Genomic DNA, 18,342 nt, shown 5'->3' on the forward strand with positions numbered 1-18,342 from the left:
CAGCGACAACTCCGTCACCATCGCCCGGATCGGCGTGGGCTCCCCGGGGGGTGGTCGATCCCGCCAGCGGCACCATCGTCGATGCCAGCCCCACGATCCCCGGGTGGGCGGGCACCGACCTCGGCGCGCTCATGCGCGAGGTCGCCCCGGGTACACCCGTCGCGATCCACAACGATGTGCGCACCTGGGCCTACGGCGAGCACCACCTGATTTTTGGCGAGAAGCTTGCCGACGAGCGCGTCCTCTACGTCGCCCTCGGCACTGGCGCGGGCGGCGCCATCATCGACCAGGGCCAGCTTCTGCGCAGCCCGCGTCTGCGCGCCGGCGAGATCGCCGAGCTCATGGCCTGCGACTTCCGCGGGATCGCCGATCGCGCCGAGAACATCGCCAGCGGGGAGTCGCTGGCCCGCTACTACAACGAGCTGCACCTTAACCCGGAGCTCAGCGGCCCGATTGGCTGGCGGGAGCGTCGTGAAGGAGACGTCGATCTCGCCGAGGTGCTGCGCCGCAGCGAGGCGGGCGACGAGCTCGCCTCGGAGATCATCGCCGGCAACCTGCGCGGCTTCGGTGCCGCGCTGGCCGGTCTGGCCCACGCCGCCGACATCGGCGCGATTGTTTTCGGCGGCGGGGTGACGGGGATCGGCCCCGTCGTCACGCGAGCCCTGCGTGCGGGCCTCGAGGAATGGCTGCATGCGACGAAGGCGCGCGTCGATTGCTACTTCACGAGCCTGCCGCACCCCGCCCCCATCCTGGCGGCGGCCCTGTACGCTGTCCACCACGCCGAGTAAGGACGACCACCATGCCTTTCCGTTTTTCTTCCTCCTCGCCCGATGCCCAACGCGCGGAGCTCTTCGAGCTCACCCGCGGCAAGCTCATAGTCTCCGCGCAGGCGCCCACCGGCCATGCCATGCGCGATACCCAGACGCTGACGCATGTAGCCTTAGCCTGCGCCCAGGCCGGTAGCCCCGCGATTCGCTGCGGCGGTTATAGCGGGATCGCCGACATCTCGTCGATCGCCTCCGCCGTCGATGTGCCCGTGTTCGGCTTGACCAAAGAAGGCGACACCGGCGCCTACATCACCCCCACCGTGGATTCGGTACGCCAGGTGGCGACGGCCGGCGCCGCCGTGGTCTGCGCCGATGCCACGGGCCGGCCGCGCCCGGACGGCTCGACGCTGGAAGATCTCGTCGCCGCCGCCCACGACGAAGGCGCACTGCTCATGGCCGATTGCGCCACCCCGGAGGATGTGGCCCGCGCGCACACCGCCGGTGTCGATCTCATGTCCACCACCCTGGCCGGCTACACCGAAGCGCGCGCCGCGACGGAGGGACCTGATCTCGAGTGCATCCGCGAGGCCCGTCAGGCGATCGGAGAGTCAGCATTCCTCATCGGCGAAGGGCGGTTCCACTCCCCGGAGGCGGTCGCGGCGGGTTTCGACGCTGGTGCCGACGCCATCATCGCCGGCACCGCCATTACGGATCCGGGCTGGATTACGCGTCGTTTTCAGTCTGGTCAGCCTGCTCAGCCTTAACGAGCATACTCCTTAGCGGGAGGTAGTGCCGGCGCACGGCGTCACGGTAGGCGTTTTCGTCGCCGTCGGCGATGGCATCGAGGATGTCGGCGTGCGCGGCGACGGTGTCCTCGATGTCGTCGGCCGTGGCCACCGAGAGGTTGAGCTCGGGGATGACCTGCATATGCACGTGCCATAAAGCGCCGATGAGCTCGGAGATCAAAGGGTTGCTCGTCAGCCCGACGAGCATGCGGTGGAATTCGCGATCCTCCGATAAGAAGCTCTCGCCGCGCTGGCTAACCTCGTACATGGCGTCCACCAGCTCCCTTAAGGGCGCGAGCGCCTCGGCGTCGCCGGCAGCACATAGCTCAGCGCCTAGGGACATATCGAGGGCTTCGCGGGTATCGACCACGTGCAATAGCCGCTCGTGGGACTGCGTGGCCTCGCTAATCGTGCGAAACACCAGCCCGTCGAGCATGGGCTGCAGCGACATCTGGCCGATACGGGTGCCATAACCGTGGCGCACCTCCACGATGTCGAGGGTGCCCAGGATGCGGATCGCCTCGCGGATGGTGGAACGCGAAAAACCTAATTCATCGACGAGGGTGGCCTCCGTCGGCAGCGCATCGCCGGGGCCGAGCTGGTGGACGCGGATGTAGTCCTTAATCTCTTCGACGGCCTGTTCCGTTTGCGAGCCCTTCTTCCGGGTGCTCCTGCCCTGAATCACTGGCTTTGTCATGTGTCACTCCTTTTGGCTTAAGACTACCTTGAAAAGCTTATCCTGCGCCACAATTGTCCAATGTAAGACATCAGATGTAATATCAGTGGCGAAAGGAGCGACACATACTATCAATTAACGTTCCTTACATCACTTCAGCGAATCTTAAAAAAGCCACGGCCATTCAGCATCATGGATTTGGCGTCTTAACTGGGTAGTTCTCGTGGTGTACCTACTCGCCATGCTGGGTGTCGGCATATACTTCGCCCGACGCGCAGGCACTAGCCAGGACGACTACTTCAAAGCCGGCGGGCGCATCCCCGCGTGGGCGGCGGGCTTCAGCATCTACGCCACCGCCCTGTCCGCCATCACCTACATGTCGACCCCGGAGAAGGCCTTCCTCACGGACTGGGCTTATGCGGCCGGTAACCTGGTGATCTTCGCCATCGTGCCCATCCTGACCGCCTACTATGTCCCCTTCTTCCGCAAACTCAACGTGGCCACCGCGTATGAGTACCTCGAGGAACGCTTCGGCGTCGCCCTCCGCGTGGTCGGGTCCTTACTCTTCGTGCTCTATCACTTCGGGCGCATCGCCATCGTGGCCTACCTGCCCACCCTCGCGATCACCTCGGTGGTGGATATCAACCCAGTGCTCGTGGCCGCCTGCGTCGGCATCTTGTGCATCATCTACACCTTCCTCGGATGATTTTTCATTCACGCACAACACCACGGCCTTTTCCGGCGGGTTAAGATACAACCCCACGATATCGACGAGCTTCTTGCTAAACTGCGGGTCATTGGACAGTTTAAAAGTATCCGTGCGCTGGGGTGTGATATCGAGGGCTTTCCAGATTTTCGCCACCGTTGACTTACCCATCCCACAGGCCTTAGCCATGGTGCGCACGCTCCAGCGGGCATCACCATTCGGTGAGGTGGAGTTAAACACCATCTCCAGCATGGAGATGTAATCGTCATTGCTATAGGTGGGTTTACGGCCCCTGCCTGGGGCTATGTTCCCGAAACCGGCAAGGCCTTGCTTACTAAAGCGTTGATGCCACGCCCTGACGGTAACCGCCGAGACTTCACGCCGACGCGCAATCTCCAGGTTGGCAATACCATCGCAAGTATCTAATAAGGCTTTGGCGCGCACCACATCCCGGTAGGGGCGTGAGGGGGATGACGCGATCTCTTCTAATCCCCGGCGTTGTTCATCAGTAACCTGCAACGCGGCAGCAGCATGAGAAATGTACTAAACATACCACACCACAAAGCTATTTATAGGACACTACACTAGCAGGAGAGAGGTAACCTCACCTCACGGGGCAGAAGAACTACTCAGTAAGGTTCAAACGGGACGCAGTGTCCTGTATGGACACTGCGATATCCTCAAGAAGAAACTCGCCGAAGATCTCGGAATCAACCGCAACCCCTATTGCGGATTCGGAGTATGAGCGGGCACGGTCTGGCGACAGAGGGGCCAGCTGGAGCGTCTTGACCACAGTGCGACACCAAGAAGAATCAGCGTGGTCAGGAAATAAACCCCACCGATGTAGTAGAACGTGGAAAGTGAAATGAATCCAAACAGATGCAAAATGCCCGTTACTGCGATAAATAGCAGGGGAATTAGAGTCCTGGAAAATGGAAGGTTTTCTACTTGTTTCCACGACGCCTCCAGCCCAGCCGCCCGCCGATCCTGACACGAGTTGAACGCCTACAGTCTAAACGGGTAGCCTTATCCTATCAATAGAAAATAGAAATGACGCCACTATAAGGGTTAGGTACATTTATCTATTCAATCACCATACTCGGCAGTTCAAGATCAATTCCTTGCTGGTAGTTGATTTCTCCTACGCAGTCCGCTGGGTTTGGGGACCGTAATGCTGTGAGATGCGGTTTGTTGGTAGCTGTATCACCGGCAAAACGGAAGCAACGGTTTCCAGGTAGTTGGTAAAAGCCATCCGCCCCGGCTGCCACGTCCCAGCCTCTGCGCGGCGCACTAGACTCACCAATCCTCAGCAAACCCCGCGTGCGGCGGTACCAGAGTCGCCGCACGGCACAGATGGCAGTGTGTCCCGCGTACCTATGAGTTCCCCTGGATCCATTGGATCCGGATCACGCCCGTGCGTAAAAACTCGCTCCGCACTATGCGGCGGCATAGTACCCCTGGGGCTGTCACCGCTCGCAGGATCGCTGCGGTGGGCCTGTTATGAACAAAGGCCTCAGGTAACAATCCTTCCCGCGCACCTATGAATTCCCCGGGTTTCACCCCTTCCCGATTACGCACGCGCGTAAAAACCAAGGCCTCACGTGACAGTGTGTCTCGTACACCTATAAGTTCTCCGCGATTGTTGATTTGTAATTACGAACGTGCGTAAAAACCAGAGAGCGACTCCACACCTCCACCAGAGAAATCCCGTACACCTATGCGGTCCCCGCAACCCATAGAATCCGGCTTACACACGCACCTAAAAACCCCAAACACCCCCACACACAAACAAAAAAGAGTGTGGTGACCCACCCAACCCCCAACAAGAGGTACACAGGCAGACCACCACACACACATTTACTTATCCATACCACAATTGTGGCCGGCGGCAACCTACTCTCCCACACCCTCCCAGGTGCAGTACCATCAGCGCGCACAGACTTAGCTACCGGGTTCGAAATGGGACCGGGCGTGACCCTGACGCTATCAACCACCGACACAACCACAAGACAACACAAACCCCACACCACAAGGCAGGCGGTGTCATGCCAGACACTGCACAGCAGACACAAACAACAACAATCTCACTAGTATTTCTTGCTCACTTAGCGGCGTACACACCACGTGTGTGTTATTCGGTTAATTAGTACCAGTCGCCTCAACACCTCACAATGCTTACAACCCTGGCCTATCAACCCCATCATCTACAGGGAACCTCACACAAGACCTCATCTCGAAACAGGCTTCCCGCTTAGATGCTTTCAGCGGTTATCCCTCCCGCACGTAGCCAACCAGCCATGCCCAAGGCAGAACAACTGGCACACCAGAGGTACGTCCATCCCGGTCCTCTCGTACTAGGGACAGCCTTCCACAAGTCTTGAACGCGCGCGGCGGATAGAGACCGAACTGTCTCACGACGTTCTGAACCCAGCTCGCGTGCCGCTTTAATGGGCGAACAGCCCAACCCTTGGGACCTACTCCAGCCCCAGGATGCGACGAGCCGACATCGAGGTGCCAAACCATCCCGTCGATATGAACTCTTGGGGAAGATCAGCCTGTTATCCCCGGGGTACCTTTTATCCGTTGAGCGACACCACAACCACAAGTAGATGCCGGATCACTAGTCCCGACTTTCGTCCCTGCTCGAGAAGTCCCTCTCACAGTCAAGCTTCCTTGTGCACTTACACTCACCACCTGATTACCAACCAAGCTGAGGAAACCTTTGGGCGCCTCCGTTACCATTTAGGAGGCAACCGCCCCAGTTAAACTACCCACCAGGCACTGTCCCCAACCCAGATCATGGGCCAAGGTTTAGACATCCAACACAATCAGAGTGGTATTTCACCAACGACTCCACAACCACTAGCGTGGCTACATCAACGTCTCCCACCTATCCTACACAAACCATGCCGAACACCAATACCAAGCTATAGTGAAGGTCCCGGGGTCTTTTCGTCCTGCCGCGCGAAACGAGCATCTTTACTCGTACTGCAATTTCACCGGGCCTGTGGTTGAGACAGCAAGGGAGTCGTTACGCCATTCGTGCAGGTCGGAACTTACCCGACAAGGAATTTCGCTACCTTAGGATGGTTATAGTTACCACCGCCGTTTACTGGGGCTTAAATTCTCAGCCTCGCACACCAAAGCATGCTAACTGGTCCTCTTAACCTTCCAGCACCGGGCAGGCGTCAGTCCGTATACATCAACTTCAACGTCTTCGCACAGACCTGTGTTTTTGATAAACAGTCGCTCCCTCCTATTCACTGCGACCACCAGAAGCCAACCCACCGCAACGAGTGAGCAACCACCAGTGGCACCCCTTCTCCCGAAGTTACGGGGCCAATTTGCCGAGTTCCTTAACCACAGTTCACCCGACCGCCTTAGTATTTTCTACCTGACCACCTGTGTCGGTTTCGGGTACGGGCCGTACATGTACATCGCTAGAGGCTTTTCTCGACAGCATAGGATCACCACCATCACCCACAAAAGGGCTACGCATCACGCCTCACACTTTAAAGGTGTACGGATTTACCAACACACCGTGCTACACGCTTGCACCACAATCCAAATAAGTGGCGTAGCTACCCCACTGCGTCACCCCATCACTTGACTACTACCAGATCAGGCCCCACCACACACCACCAACACCAAACATTAAAAATGCTTAGCTAAAAGGCAGCATGCGGTGGTTAGTATCACCGATTCATCAGGGTCGCACACACACGGGTACGGGAATATCAACCCGTTAACCATCGACTACGCCTGTCGGCCTCGCCTTAGGCCCCGACTCACCCTGGGAAGACGAACTTGACCCAGGAACCCTTAGTCATCCAGCGGTAAGGATTCTCACCTCACACTCGTTACTCATGCCTGCATTCTCACTCGCACACAATCCACCCCACCTCACAGTAAAGCTTCACCTCATGCACGACGCTCCCCTACCCAACAACACAACTGTTGCTGCCGTGGCTTCGGCGGTGTACTTGAGCCCCACTACATTGTCGGCGCACGACCACTCGACCAGTGAGCTATTACGCACTCTTTCAAGGATGGCTGCTTCTAAGCCAACCTCCTGGCTGTCTTCGCGATCACACATCCTTTTCCACTTAGTACACCCTTAGGGGCCTTAGCCGACGATCTGGGCTGTTTCCCTCTCGACTATGAAGCTTATCCCCCACAGTCTCACTGCCATGCTAAAACTTCACCGGCATTCGGAGTTTGGCTGGTATTGCTAAGATGATCGTCCCGCTCAACCAACCAGTCGCTCTACCTCCGGCAAGCACACACAACGCTGCACCTAAATGCATTTCGGGGAGAACCAGCTATCACGGAGTTTGATTAGCCTTTCACCCCTACCCACAACTCATCCCCTCAGTTTTCAACCTAAGTGGGTTCGCGCCTCCACAAAGTCTTACCCTTGCTTCACACTGGCCATGGGTAGATCACCCCGCTTCGGGTCCAGAACATGCCACTTAAAAACACACAAAAAGTATTCGCTTTCGCTACGACTACCCCACACGGGTTAACCTCGCGACATGCCGCTGACTCGCAGGCTCATTCTTCAAAAGGCACGCCATCACCCCAACAAAAAAGGGCTCTGACGGATTGTCAACACACGGTTTCAGGAACTCTTTCACTCCCCTCCCGGGGTACTTTTCACCATTCCCTCACGGTACTCAATCCGCTATCGGTCACACTGAGTATTCAGGCTTACCGGGTGGTCCCGGCAGATTCACAACAGATTCCACGAGCCCGTTGCTACTCGGGCACACAACCAATGCCACTGATCATGGTCTTCATGTACAGGACTCTCACCTACTCCGGTCACCCATCCCAAGGCAGTTCCACTAACCACACCAGCAACACCACACAATGACAGTCGCATGAACAGTCATGGCCCACAACCCCGCATACGCAACCCCTGCCAGGTATCACACGCACACGGTTTAGCCTCATCCACGTTCGCTCGCCGCTACTAACAGAATCATTATTATTTTCTCTTCCTACGGGTACTGAGATGTTTCACTTCCCCGCGTCACCCCCAACACACTATGCATTCACATGTTGGTGACACCCCACAACGAGTGCCGGGTTACCCCATTCGGACATCCTCGGATCAACGCTTTGTTGGCAACTCCCCGAGGCATAACGCAGCCTCACACGTCCTTCATCAGCTCAGCATGCCCAGGCATCCACCATGCGCCTAAAACAAACACACACAAGATACGCCAGAACAAAAAACACTAAGAACAACACACCCACCCACCAAAGCAAGCGAGTGTGCCTTAATAGAAGAAAATCATTATTGCTCGCGTCCACTATACAGTTCTCACACAACACCACCACCAACAACCAACCACCCACAACAAGGCAATCAATCATCAATGATGCACAACAGGGAACAATGTTGCCCCAGACACCCAACAGCATGCCAACAGTCACTTAAAAAACCCTTTGCTGCCCCCACACATGACATGACACCCCACCAGCACGCAACAAACGCACCCAGGTGTGTTTCACACGCCGAAAAACAATAACGTGGCAGCAACACACACGGTCACTCAACCACACACCCACAAAAGCCTGTGGGCACACAAAAACTCCTTAGAAAGGAGGTGATCCAGCCGCACCTTCCGGTACGGCTACCTTGTTACGACTTCGTCCCAATTGCCGATCCCACCTTCGACCACTCCCCACCAAAAAGGTTTAGGCCGTGGGCTTCGGGTGTTACCAACTTTCATGACGTGACGGGCGGTGTGTACAAGGCCCGGGAACGTATTCACCGCAGCATTGCTGATCTACGATTACTAGCGACTCCGACTTCATGGGCTCGAGTTGCAGACCCCAATCCGAACTAAGGCCGACTTTAAAGGATTAGCTCAACCTCACGGCATCGCCACCCGTTGTACCGACCATTGTAGCATGTGTGAAGCCCTGGACATAAGGGGCATGATGATTTGACGTCATCCCCACCTTCCTCCGAGTTAACCCCGGCAGTCTCTCATGAGTCCCCAACCAAATGCTGGCAACATAAGACAAGGGTTGCGCTCGTTGCGGGACTTAACCCAACATCTCACGACACGAGCTGACGACAACCATGCACCACCTGTACACCGACTCCAAAGAGAAACTACATCTCTGCAGCGATCCAGTGCATGTCAAGCCCAGGTAAGGTTCTTCGCGTTGCATCGAATTAATCCACATGCTCCGCCGCTTGTGCGGGCCCCCGTCAATTCCTTTGAGTTTTAGCCTTGCGGCCGTACTCCCCAGGCGGGGCGCTTAATGCGTTAGCTACGGCACGAGAAACGTGAAAGCCCCTCACACCTAGCGCCCACCGTTTACGGCATGGACTACCAGGGTATCTAATCCTGTTCGCTACCCATGCTTTCGCTCCTCAGCGTCAGTCACTGCCCAGAGACCTGCCTTCGCCATCGGTGTTCCTCCTGATATCTGCGCATTTCACCGCTACACCAGGAATTCCAGTCTCCCCTACAGCACTCAAGTATTGCCCGTATCGCCTGCACATCCGAAGTTAAGCCCCGGAATTCCACAGACGACGCGACAAACCACCTACGAGCCCTTTACGCCCAGTAATTCCGGACAACGCTCGCACCCTACGTATTACCGCGGCTGCTGGCACGTAGTTAGCCGGTGCTTCTTCTCCACCTACCGTCACCCCAAAAGGGCTTCGTCAGCGGCAAAAGGAGTTTACAACCCGAAGGCCGTCATCCCCCACGCGGCGTCGCTGCATCAGGCTTGCGCCCATTGTGCAATATTCCCCACTGCTGCCTCCCGTAGGAGTCTGGGCCGTATCTCAGTCCCAATGTGGCCGTACACCCTCTCAGGCCGGCTACCCGTCGCCGCCTTGGTAGGCCATTACCCCACCAACAAGCTGATAGGCCGCAGGCTCATCTCATACCGCAAAAGCTTTCCACCACACCCCTACAGTGCAGTCCTATCCAGTATTAGACCCAGTTTCCCAGGCTTATCCCAGAGTACAAGGCAGATCACCCACGTGTTACTCACCCGTTCGCCACTCGAGTACCAGTGCAAGCACTAGCCTTTCCGTTCGACTTGCATGTGTTAAGCACGCCGCCAGCGTTCATCCTGAGCCAGGATCAAACTCTCCACAAAAACAAAAGGCTCGTGAAAAGCCCAAACCTGACAAACACACACCACACAACAAAACAGTCACACAGTGTGTGTAAATCCAAAAATTACATGAACAAACACGCATGATCATGCCATCGACGAGACAAACACAACCACACGCTAAAAATCCCCACCCACAAAAAGTGAGCAGACACAACATCCATGCGCCAAAAACAAAAAGCCAACCAACCCCCAGGCAACGAGAGCACACCACACACGAAACAAACGCATGCAGCATCACAGTGGTTGACCCCGGCACACACCCCAAAAAAGGGCAAGATGCCACACCACACACAAAGGCGGGGACAACAAAAACTATTGGCACACTATCGAGTTCTCACACAACATTCGCACACCCCGAACACGAACCCTAACCAGGTCCGGCCGAAAGCGGCTTGAAAGAAGCTACACACCAAACCAACCGAAGTCAAGCCCGGCGTATGAAATTCTTCCCTGTCACCGCCTCGTAACCTCCCGGCTACCTCCTCGCGGCGACTCGATCAACTATAGGATGCGCTCGCGTCGATAAGCAAATCGCCACCTGTAAAGAAACATATCTCCAGCTCAACGCCTATAAATCGCGAACTAGTGGTAGCAGGCCAACAGCCCGTCAGGACCATCAATCACCTTTACTCCGGTGTTGAAGATGTCGGTGAGGAGATCGTCTTTCATGATCTCCTGCGGGGAGCCGAACGCGACCATCTGGCCGTCCTTGACCGCGCAGATGTAGTCGGCGTAGCGCGCGGCGAAGTTGATGTCGTGCAGTACCACGATGATGGTGCGGCCGAACTCGCGCGCGGCGTCCTGCAAATGGCGCATCATCTGTACCGAGTGGGCGATGTCGAGGTTGTTCAGCGGCTCGTCGAGAAGCACGTAGTCAGTCTCTTGGCACAGGACCATCGCCACATACGCGCGCTGACGCTGACCACCAGAGAGCTGATCCAGGTAGCGGTTTTCCAGCTCGGTGAGGTGAAGGAAGTCGATGTAGCGGGAGATGATCTTTTCGTCTTCCTTGCTCAGCCGCCCCTTGGAGTACGGGAAGCGGCCGAAGCCGACCAGCTGGCGCACGGTCAGCTTGGTAATGAAGTGGTTCTCCTGGCGCAGGATCGAGATGATCTTCGCCAGGTCCTTGGACTTGGTCTTCGAGATGTCGTACTGGGCGACGGTGATGTCGCCGGAGTCCATGCTCAGCAGGCGTCCGATCATCGTGAGCAGCGTCGACTTGCCGGCGCCGTTCGGGCCGACCAGTGCAGTGATGCCACCGGCCGGGATCTCCAGGTTGACGGGGCCGATCGCCACCTCACTGCTGTATTCCTTGCAGACGTTGGTTAGCGTAATCACAGGCGTCCCTTTCTCAGGATGACGAACAAGAAGACGGTTCCGCCGACCAGCTCGATGATGATCGAGACCACGCCCTGGGCGTAGAAGATGTGGTTCATCACGAAGTAGGAGCCGGCGAGTACCAAAAAGGCGGTGACCGCGGCCATCGGGAAGAGATAGCGGTGGTCGTAGGTGTCGGCGAACTGGTAGGCCAGCGTGGCCACCAAGAAGCCCAGGAAGGTCATGGGGCCGACCAGCGCGGTGGACACCGCCATGAGCACGCTGATGAGAATGAGCGTGCTGATCGAGTGAAACCGGTAGTTTAAGCCCAGGTTGGTCGCGGTCGCCCGGCCCAGGCTGAGCAGGTTGAGCCGACGCGAGTTGAGATACAGCAGCGCGGTCGCGCCGACAACCAGCGGAATCGCGATCGGGTAGTAATCGGAATCGGCGTTGTTGACCGAGCCGAACAGGCGGGCGGTGAGCACGTCGAACTCACTCGGGGTGAGCATGCGCTGCATGAACGTCGAGACCGAGCCCAGCCCGCCGCCGATGATGATGCCCACCAGCAGCATCGCGTGCATGTTGGCGTGTCGGCCGGTGAGCAGCCAGGAGTAGAGCACCAGGGACATGCCGACCATGAGAATGACTTGGCCGATGAAGGTAACCGTGGTGCGGGCCTCGATGATGCCGGCGACGCCGAAGAAGTACACCGTCGAGGTGTGAATCACCATGTAGAGCGATTCGAAGCCCATGATCGACGGGGTGATGATGCGGTTGTTGGTCACCGTGTGGAAGGCGACGGTCGCCACCGCCTGGCACACGGCGACGATGAGCATCGCCAGCACGGAGTTGAAGCGCCGTTCCGCGATGAGCCAGAACTGCTCGGTGCCATAAGGCATCGGGTTGTCGTAGGCGAGCAGGCCGAAACCAGCGGCTCCGCCGACTATGATCATGGCGATCAGGATGATCCAGTACTTCCGGGCGGCCTGCGGGTTCTGGAAGGCGCCGGCGCTGCGGTGCTCGGGAGCGGGGGCGGTGGCACGGTCGGGCCACTCGGATTCTTCCCTCTCGGCGAGAGCGGCGTCGTCGGTCTGGGGCTGGACGTAGTTTTCGATGCCGGTCGCGGTGGTTTCGCTGACCATGTCATCGACGTATTTGCGGCTGACGGGTTTATCCACGGCGGGCCTGCCTCACGATCAGAGCGACGAAGACCACGGCACCGACGATGCCCAGGATGACGGAGACCGGCATCTCGAAGGGGGCGATCACCAGGCGTCCGAGCAGGTCACAGATGACGACGATGCCGATACCCACCAGGCATACCCAGGGCAGGTTCGAGCGGAGGTCGTCGCCACGGATCATCGAGACGATGTTCGGCACGATGAGACCCAAAAACGGCAGGGTGCCGACGACGACCGTCACGATGCCCGTCGCCACCGCGATCAATCCGGTGCCGATGAGGACGATGAGCGAGTAGTTCACGCCCACGTTGGTGGCGATGTCTTCGCCCAAGCCGGCGACGGTGAGCCGGTCGGCGAAGAAGAACACGGCCACGACCACGAGCAACACTGCCCAGAGCACTTCGTACTGGCCGCGGATGATGTCGGTAAACGATCCGGCGAACCAGACGCCGAGCTGCTGCAGCATGTCGGCCTGCAGGGCGAAGAATGTCGACACCGAGCTGACCACCGCACCGAGCATGATGCCGATGATCGGCACGATGAGCGACGAGCGCAGAGAGACTCGGCGCAGGAAGAGGAAGAAGATCATCGTGCCGATGAACGCGAACACGACCGCGCCGACCATGCGCTGCAGGATGGTCGCCGCCGGCACGAAGTACATGACGAACAGCAGGCCTAGGCCGGCCCACTCGGTCGTGCCGGTGGTGGTCGGTTCGACGAAGCGGTTCTGGGTGAGCATCTGCATGACCAGTCCCGACATCGCCATGGCCGCGCCCGCGAGCACGAGTGCTACGGAGCGGGGAACGCGGGTGGTGAAGAACATCTCCCGGCCGTCGGGTTGGCTGAGGTCATACTGTCCGAGGAGAAGTGAGATGACGAGCAGCACCAGCACGATGGCTAGTGCCAGCACGAATTTCCAGTCCAGAAGCGAGCCCCTCGTGCGGCCGGGCCGGTTGTCCGGCACGGTGGCTGCGGCTGTTGTCATGTGTTCGACATCCCACTCGTCGCGTTGGTTTGTGACGTATTTACTGCAGAACTCACAGTATCGCCCCACGTCTCAAGGACGTGAGGCGACCCTATGTTAAGTACCCCTAAGGGCTACTGTGCCTGCTCCATCTGCTCGGCGATGCCGTTGAGGATCTCGGTGTAAGTGATGATCGACTCGTTGGTGTAGGTGTCCTCCGGGGCGTAGTAGACCTGGTCCTCGGAGATCGCGGTGGTGTTCTGCAGCGCCTCGCTCTCGCCGATCACGGTCTGGGCGCCGACGAAGCCTTCCTCGTTGCGGGAGTTGGTGCCCGCGTCGCGGTCAAGGACGAGGACCCAGTCCGGGTTGGACTGAGCGATGGCCTCGACGGAGATGTCATCGCCCTGGTGGTCGTCAGAGGCGTTTTCAACCTCGAGGGCCGGGTTCAGCTCGAGCAGGTCGAAGATCGGCCCGAAGGTGCGGCCGAGGCCCGGGGCGATGTAGCCGATAGTGCCGCCGGAGACGTTGACGGCCATGACGGTGTCTTCGCCGTTGTAGGCCTCGCGGGCGCGCTCGATAGCGGCGTCAAAGTCCTCGATCAGCTGCTGGGCTTCCTCCTCGTGGCCGAAGGCCTTGCCGAGGGCCTCGGTGTGGCGGCGCAGCTCCTCGTCGAGCGGCTCACCGTCGCGCGGCTCGAACTCGATGATGGTGGCATCGGGGTTGAGCTCGCTGATCTCGTCGTAGTACTGGGTGAAGCGCTGGCCGTTGACGATGAGGTCCGGCTGGACGGCGGTCAGTGCCTCGAGGTCCGGCTCGCGGTGGTTTCCGATGTCGACGATGTCTTCGCTGGTCTTGTAGTCCTCGACCGTGAAGGGCACGAGCGGCTGCGGGGCGGCGGCGAGTTCGATGCCCCACTCGGAGAGCACCTCGAAGGCGCGGTTGTCGGTGGCGACGACGGTCTCCGGGTTGGCCGGGACCTCCTTGGTGCCGTGGTTGTCTTCGAGGGTGATGGTCTCACCGTCGGAGGCGGCGGAAGCCTCGGTGCTGCCGGAATCCGAGCCGTTCTCGGCGGAGTTGGCAGTATCGTTGGGCTGCTCCTCAAAATCTTCGCCGGTGGCGCAGGCGCTGAGGGCGAGCGCGGAGGCCGCGAGGACTGCCACGGCGGTGTGTCGAATCTTCACGTTCGAATCCCTTTCCTTCTAGATTAGCTTAGCCGAGCCTTACTTTGGGCACGCTAAGGCAAAATCGTAGCTTGCCACACAGTTCCCTTACAACCCCATGTGAGATATCACTTTCAACTATTTACCCCCGCCGCTGGTCCAGACATGCAAAAAGCCCGCCTATCCTGCACGGATAGCGGGCCTTGCTCCTCCCCTAGCGGGGGCAGAACACTCTAGGAGTTCTTCTTCGCCTTCTTCGCCTTCTTGGCCTTCTTGTTCTTCTTCTTGCCGCCGAACAGGCCGCCAACGAGCAGACCCAAGCCGATGGCCAGCAGGAAGGAGTCCTTCGCCAGGGACAGGCCCTGCTCGGACGGGCGGATGCCGTCCTCTTCGGTGTTGTCGTCATCAGCGAAGTAGAGCGACAGCAGGCCGACGGAGAACGCGGTCAGGCCGGCGCCGGCCGCGGCGTTCGGGACGAACGGCGCGAGCAGGGCGCCACCCAGGGCGGTCTCGGACCAGCCGAGGACGGTGCCGAACTGGTCGCTCGGGATCTCCTTGACGGCCGGAACGCCGGTGGCGGCGAAGTCCTGGATTCCCTTGGAGGCATCGGCCGGCATGCCGATCTTGCCGATGCCGGAGTTGAGGATAAAGGCACCCGGAATGACCCGGAGTGCGGCGCTGGTCAGAAAGTTCATGAATGCTCCTCAGATTTAGGTGACGTGTCTACGATTCCAGTCTAACCGACCGACACACATCCTACGCAACTAATGCATTCGCAGCTGCCACGCCGGCTGTTCGAGATCCACTACCCACGGACGCTTCTCGACGCCCACCTGCATCTCGGCACGCCACCCCACGGACGCGCCCTCTTCTAAGTCAACACCCTTGATGACGTAGGCGGCGACGTCGCTAAGCACCACATAAGCCTCAGCGACCTCGACGTCCGCGTCCACCAGTTGCACCTCCGGGTGCCCGAAAGCCGCCAGTCCGTAGGTGTAGGCGGTGATGCCGTGATCACCCGACCAGACCCACGCCGGTGCCCAGAGATCGATCGGCGCGCTGTGCTCATCGGCCAGTTCGCGCCGCAGCGCCGCCGGCCCGAAGGTGGTGCCGTCGATGGCATAGCCGACCACCTCCTCCAGCCCGGACAACGCCTTTAAGGCCCGGGCATGCAATTGGTGCAGGTGCCGACGCACCTTCCGCGTCCCTTCCGCCTCGAAGTTCACCGCCACCACGACCAGGTGCGCCGCGTGGTTGCCGAGGGCGGGGATCTCGTCTTCCTCGGTAAAAAGCGGGTGGATGTTATTCATCACATCCTCGCCGGTCAGTGCGCGCGGCACGGCGGTGACGAAGAGCGTGCCGTCGTCGGTATCCACGGTCACCGTATCGCCGCCGAGGCCTTCAGTCTCCCGCGCCGGCAGGTCGGCGGCGCGCAGGCGGCGCTCAATCTCCGAGGTCTTTAACCTCGCGGAGAGCAATACCATGCCTAAAGCTTTATGTTGTCTCGTCATTCCGCCAGAATAACTCCTTGAAAGATGTAATACTGAGCACACGTGACGCCAACCTTTTGCTAGGACTGATGTGCCCAATGCGTATAGAGAGTGACTTTCGAGAGTACGGCGGATTACAGATCGCCGTCGATACCGGCGGAACCTTCACCGACGTCGCCGTGCGCCGCCCCGACGGCACGATGTCGGTGTGGAAGGTGCCCTCCACCCCTAACGCTCCGGATGAAGCGGTGATCAATGGTGTGGCCGAGGCCGTCGAGCGCGAGGAAGCCACCCCGTCCGAGATCACTCGCCTGGTGCATGGCACGACCGTCGCGACGAACACCGTGCTCACCCGCGACGGCGCCCGCGTGGGCCTTTTGACCACCCGCGGCTTCCGCGACATCCTCGCCATCGCCGGTCAGGACCGCCCGAACCTCTACGACGCCCACGAGCACCGGGTCGAGCCGCTGATCGCTGCGGCCGACATCGTGGAGATCGACGAGCGTATCGACGCCGACGGCGAGACCATCACCGCCCTTTCCGACGAAGCCTTGGACGAGGCGGCCGTGGCCGTCGAGAAGCTGAACCTCGACGTGCTGGTCGTCTCCTTCCTCAACGCCTATGCCAACCCCGCGCACGAGCGCCGCGCGGCGGAGTATCTCGCCGAACGAAACGCCGCGCCGAGCGTGGTCGCCGCCACGAGTATTACCGCGGAAATGCGGGAGTATGACCGGACCTCGACGGCCGCGATCAACGCGTATGTCAGCCCGCAGGTCTCGTCGTATATGACGCGGCTGATCGCGGGGTTGAAGGATTTGGGGGTCGACACAAATATGCGGGTCATGCAGTCCAACGGCGGGCTGCTCGCCCCGCAGATCGCCGCCGAGCACTCCGCGCGCACCGTGGTATCCGGCCTGGCCGGCGGGGTGGTCGGCGCGGCGAATTGGTCGCGGCAGCTAGGCCTCGGCCAGGTGGTCAGCTTCGATATCGGCGGCACCTCCACCGACATCGCCCTGATTCGCGACAGCGAGCCGGACGAGACCACCGCCACCACCATCGGCTCACTGCCGCTACGCCTGCCGAGCGTCGACGTGCACACCATCGGCGCCGGCGGCGGCTCGATCGCCTGGCTGGATTCGGGCGGGAGCCTGCGCGTCGGCCCGCACAGCGCGGGCGCGGTCCCCGGCCCGATCGCCTATCAGCGCGGCGGTAACAACCTCACGGTGACCGACGCGCACGTGGTCTTAGGGCACCTGTCCGGCAGCCTGCTCGGCGGGCGTTTCGAGCTCGACCACGAGGCGGCCTATGCCAAGATGCAAGAATTGGGCGATGAGCTGGGTTTGAGCCCGGAGGACTGCGCCGAGGGCATCATCCAGGTCATCACGGCGACGATGGGCCGCGGGATCCGCAAGGTCAGCGTCGAGCGCGGCATCGACGTGCGCGCCTGCGAGCTCATGGCCTTCGGCGGCGCCGGCCCGCTGCACGGTGCCGATCTCATCCACGAGCTGGGCATGAACTCCGCCGTGATCCCGCCGGCGCCGGGGATCGCGTCGGCCGTCGGCATGCTGGATGCGCCGGTGCGCCTCGACTTCGCCGCCCCGACCCAGGTGCTCGACGCGGCCGGCTTCGAGCGGTTGGGGGCGGAGTTCGATTCGCTTGTCGACGACGCCCGCACCGCCTTAGGAACCGATGAGTTCGAGCGCAGCTTTCTGGCGGATTGCCGCTACGTCGGCCAGAGCTACGAGCTGACGATCCCGCTCGCCGAGAACTGGCAGCGCCAGCGCGCCGCCTTCGATGACGCCCACGAGCAGCGCTACGGCTTCGGCGATGAGGACGCTTCCATGGAGATCATCACCGTGAGGCTTTCTGCCACCATCGCCCAGCCGCCGGCGGCGACCGAGAAGCTGCGCGAGGTCTCCGCGGGCGACATCACCCCCATCGATCACCGCGAGGTCTATATCAGCGGGAAGTGGCAGACCGTCCCGATCTTCGAGCGCCGCGACATCCCCACCGAACACGTTTTATATGGCCCGGCGATTATCAACCAGTTCGACTCCACCACCTATATCCGTCCTGACCAGCAGTGCCGATGCGACGAGTTCGGCTTTTTGCATCTCACCCGCACCGAGGAGGCGTAGAGA

The 18,342-nt window shown here is 59.8% G+C and carries 11 protein-coding genes and 3 rRNA genes; 4 read left to right on the forward strand and 10 right to left on the reverse strand.

Annotation, left to right across the window (positions count from 1 at the left end; all coding sequences use genetic code 11):
* Positions 1–50 precede the first annotated feature (50 nt).
* Both C3B44_RS08400 and C3B44_RS08405 read left to right on the forward strand, forming a co-directional pair.
* Positions 51–788 (forward strand): ROK family protein, encoded by a 738-nt coding sequence (locus tag C3B44_RS08400; RefSeq protein ID WP_108431985.1) that lies wholly within the window; start codon positions 51–53, stop codon positions 786–788.
* Between the two features lie 11 nt (positions 789–799).
* Complete coding sequence (locus tag C3B44_RS08405; RefSeq protein ID WP_108431986.1) at positions 800–1,531, forward strand: N-acetylmannosamine-6-phosphate 2-epimerase; 732 nt, start codon at positions 800–802, stop codon at positions 1,529–1,531.
* On the opposite strand, the gene C3B44_RS08410 is transcribed toward C3B44_RS08405, so the two are convergent.
* Positions 1,491–2,249, reverse strand: coding sequence for a FadR/GntR family transcriptional regulator (locus C3B44_RS08410; RefSeq protein WP_108431987.1), 759 nt, complete (start codon positions 2,247–2,249; stop codon positions 1,491–1,493). The genes C3B44_RS08405 and C3B44_RS08410 overlap by 41 nt on opposite strands.
* A 202-nt stretch (positions 2,250–2,451) precedes the next feature.
* Here C3B44_RS08410 and C3B44_RS08415 point away from each other — a divergent pair, with 202 nt between their 5' ends.
* On the forward strand, positions 2,452–2,934 hold the full coding sequence (locus tag C3B44_RS08415) for a sodium:solute symporter family transporter (RefSeq protein WP_242979239.1): 483 nt from the start codon (positions 2,452–2,454) through the stop codon (positions 2,932–2,934).
* A gap of 1,880 nt (positions 2,935–4,814) precedes the next feature.
* Here C3B44_RS08415 and rrf read toward each other — a convergent pair.
* The 9 genes from rrf to C3B44_RS08460 all read right to left on the reverse strand — a co-directional run bounded on the left by rrf (position 4,815) and on the right by C3B44_RS08460 (position 16,195).
* Positions 4,815–4,932: ribosomal RNA gene (rrf, locus tag C3B44_RS08420) — 5S ribosomal RNA — on the reverse strand.
* Between the two features lie 124 nt (positions 4,933–5,056).
* Positions 5,057–8,154: ribosomal RNA gene (locus C3B44_RS08425) — 23S ribosomal RNA — on the reverse strand.
* A gap of 388 nt (positions 8,155–8,542) precedes the next feature.
* Positions 8,543–10,068, reverse strand: a 16S ribosomal RNA gene (locus C3B44_RS08430).
* Together the 16S, 23S and 5S rRNA genes form the textbook arrangement of a ribosomal RNA operon.
* 603 nt (positions 10,069–10,671) lie before the next feature.
* A complete protein-coding gene (locus C3B44_RS08435; protein ID WP_108431988.1) occupies positions 10,672–11,427 on the reverse strand; it encodes an iron ABC transporter ATP-binding protein in 756 nt (251 codons plus the stop codon).
* A complete protein-coding gene (locus C3B44_RS08440; RefSeq protein WP_235840513.1) occupies positions 11,424–12,584 on the reverse strand; it encodes an iron chelate uptake ABC transporter family permease subunit in 1,161 nt (386 codons plus the stop codon). The genes C3B44_RS08435 and C3B44_RS08440 overlap by 4 nt, the downstream gene beginning before the upstream one ends.
* Positions 12,577–13,572 carry an ABC transporter permease gene (locus C3B44_RS08445; RefSeq protein WP_108431989.1) on the reverse strand — a complete coding sequence of 332 codons (996 nt, stop codon included), beginning with the start codon at positions 13,570–13,572 and terminating at the stop codon, positions 12,577–12,579. The genes C3B44_RS08440 and C3B44_RS08445 overlap by 8 nt, the downstream gene beginning before the upstream one ends.
* Positions 13,573–13,685: 113 nt before the next feature.
* Positions 13,686–14,732 (reverse strand): siderophore ABC transporter substrate-binding protein, encoded by a 1,047-nt coding sequence (locus tag C3B44_RS08450; RefSeq protein ID WP_108431990.1) that lies wholly within the window; start codon positions 14,730–14,732, stop codon positions 13,686–13,688.
* Between the two features lie 212 nt (positions 14,733–14,944).
* Complete coding sequence (locus C3B44_RS08455) at positions 14,945–15,406, reverse strand: hypothetical protein (protein ID WP_108431991.1); 462 nt, start codon at positions 15,404–15,406, stop codon at positions 14,945–14,947.
* Between the two features lie 69 nt (positions 15,407–15,475).
* The gene (locus C3B44_RS08460) at positions 15,476–16,195 is read right to left on the reverse strand and encodes a DUF4261 domain-containing protein (RefSeq protein WP_158268675.1); all 720 of its coding nucleotides are present in this window, start codon (positions 16,193–16,195) and stop codon (positions 15,476–15,478) included.
* A 104-nt stretch (positions 16,196–16,299) separates the two neighbouring features.
* On the opposite strand from C3B44_RS08460, the gene C3B44_RS08465 reads away from it, so the two are divergent.
* Positions 16,300–18,339 (forward strand): hydantoinase/oxoprolinase family protein, encoded by a 2,040-nt coding sequence (locus C3B44_RS08465; RefSeq protein WP_108431993.1) that lies wholly within the window; start codon positions 16,300–16,302, stop codon positions 18,337–18,339.
* Positions 18,340–18,342: the final 3 nt, after the last annotated feature.

This window comes from Corynebacterium yudongzhengii, from assembly GCF_003065405.1.
Classification (GTDB): Bacteria; Actinomycetota; Actinomycetes; order Mycobacteriales; family Mycobacteriaceae; genus Corynebacterium; species Corynebacterium yudongzhengii.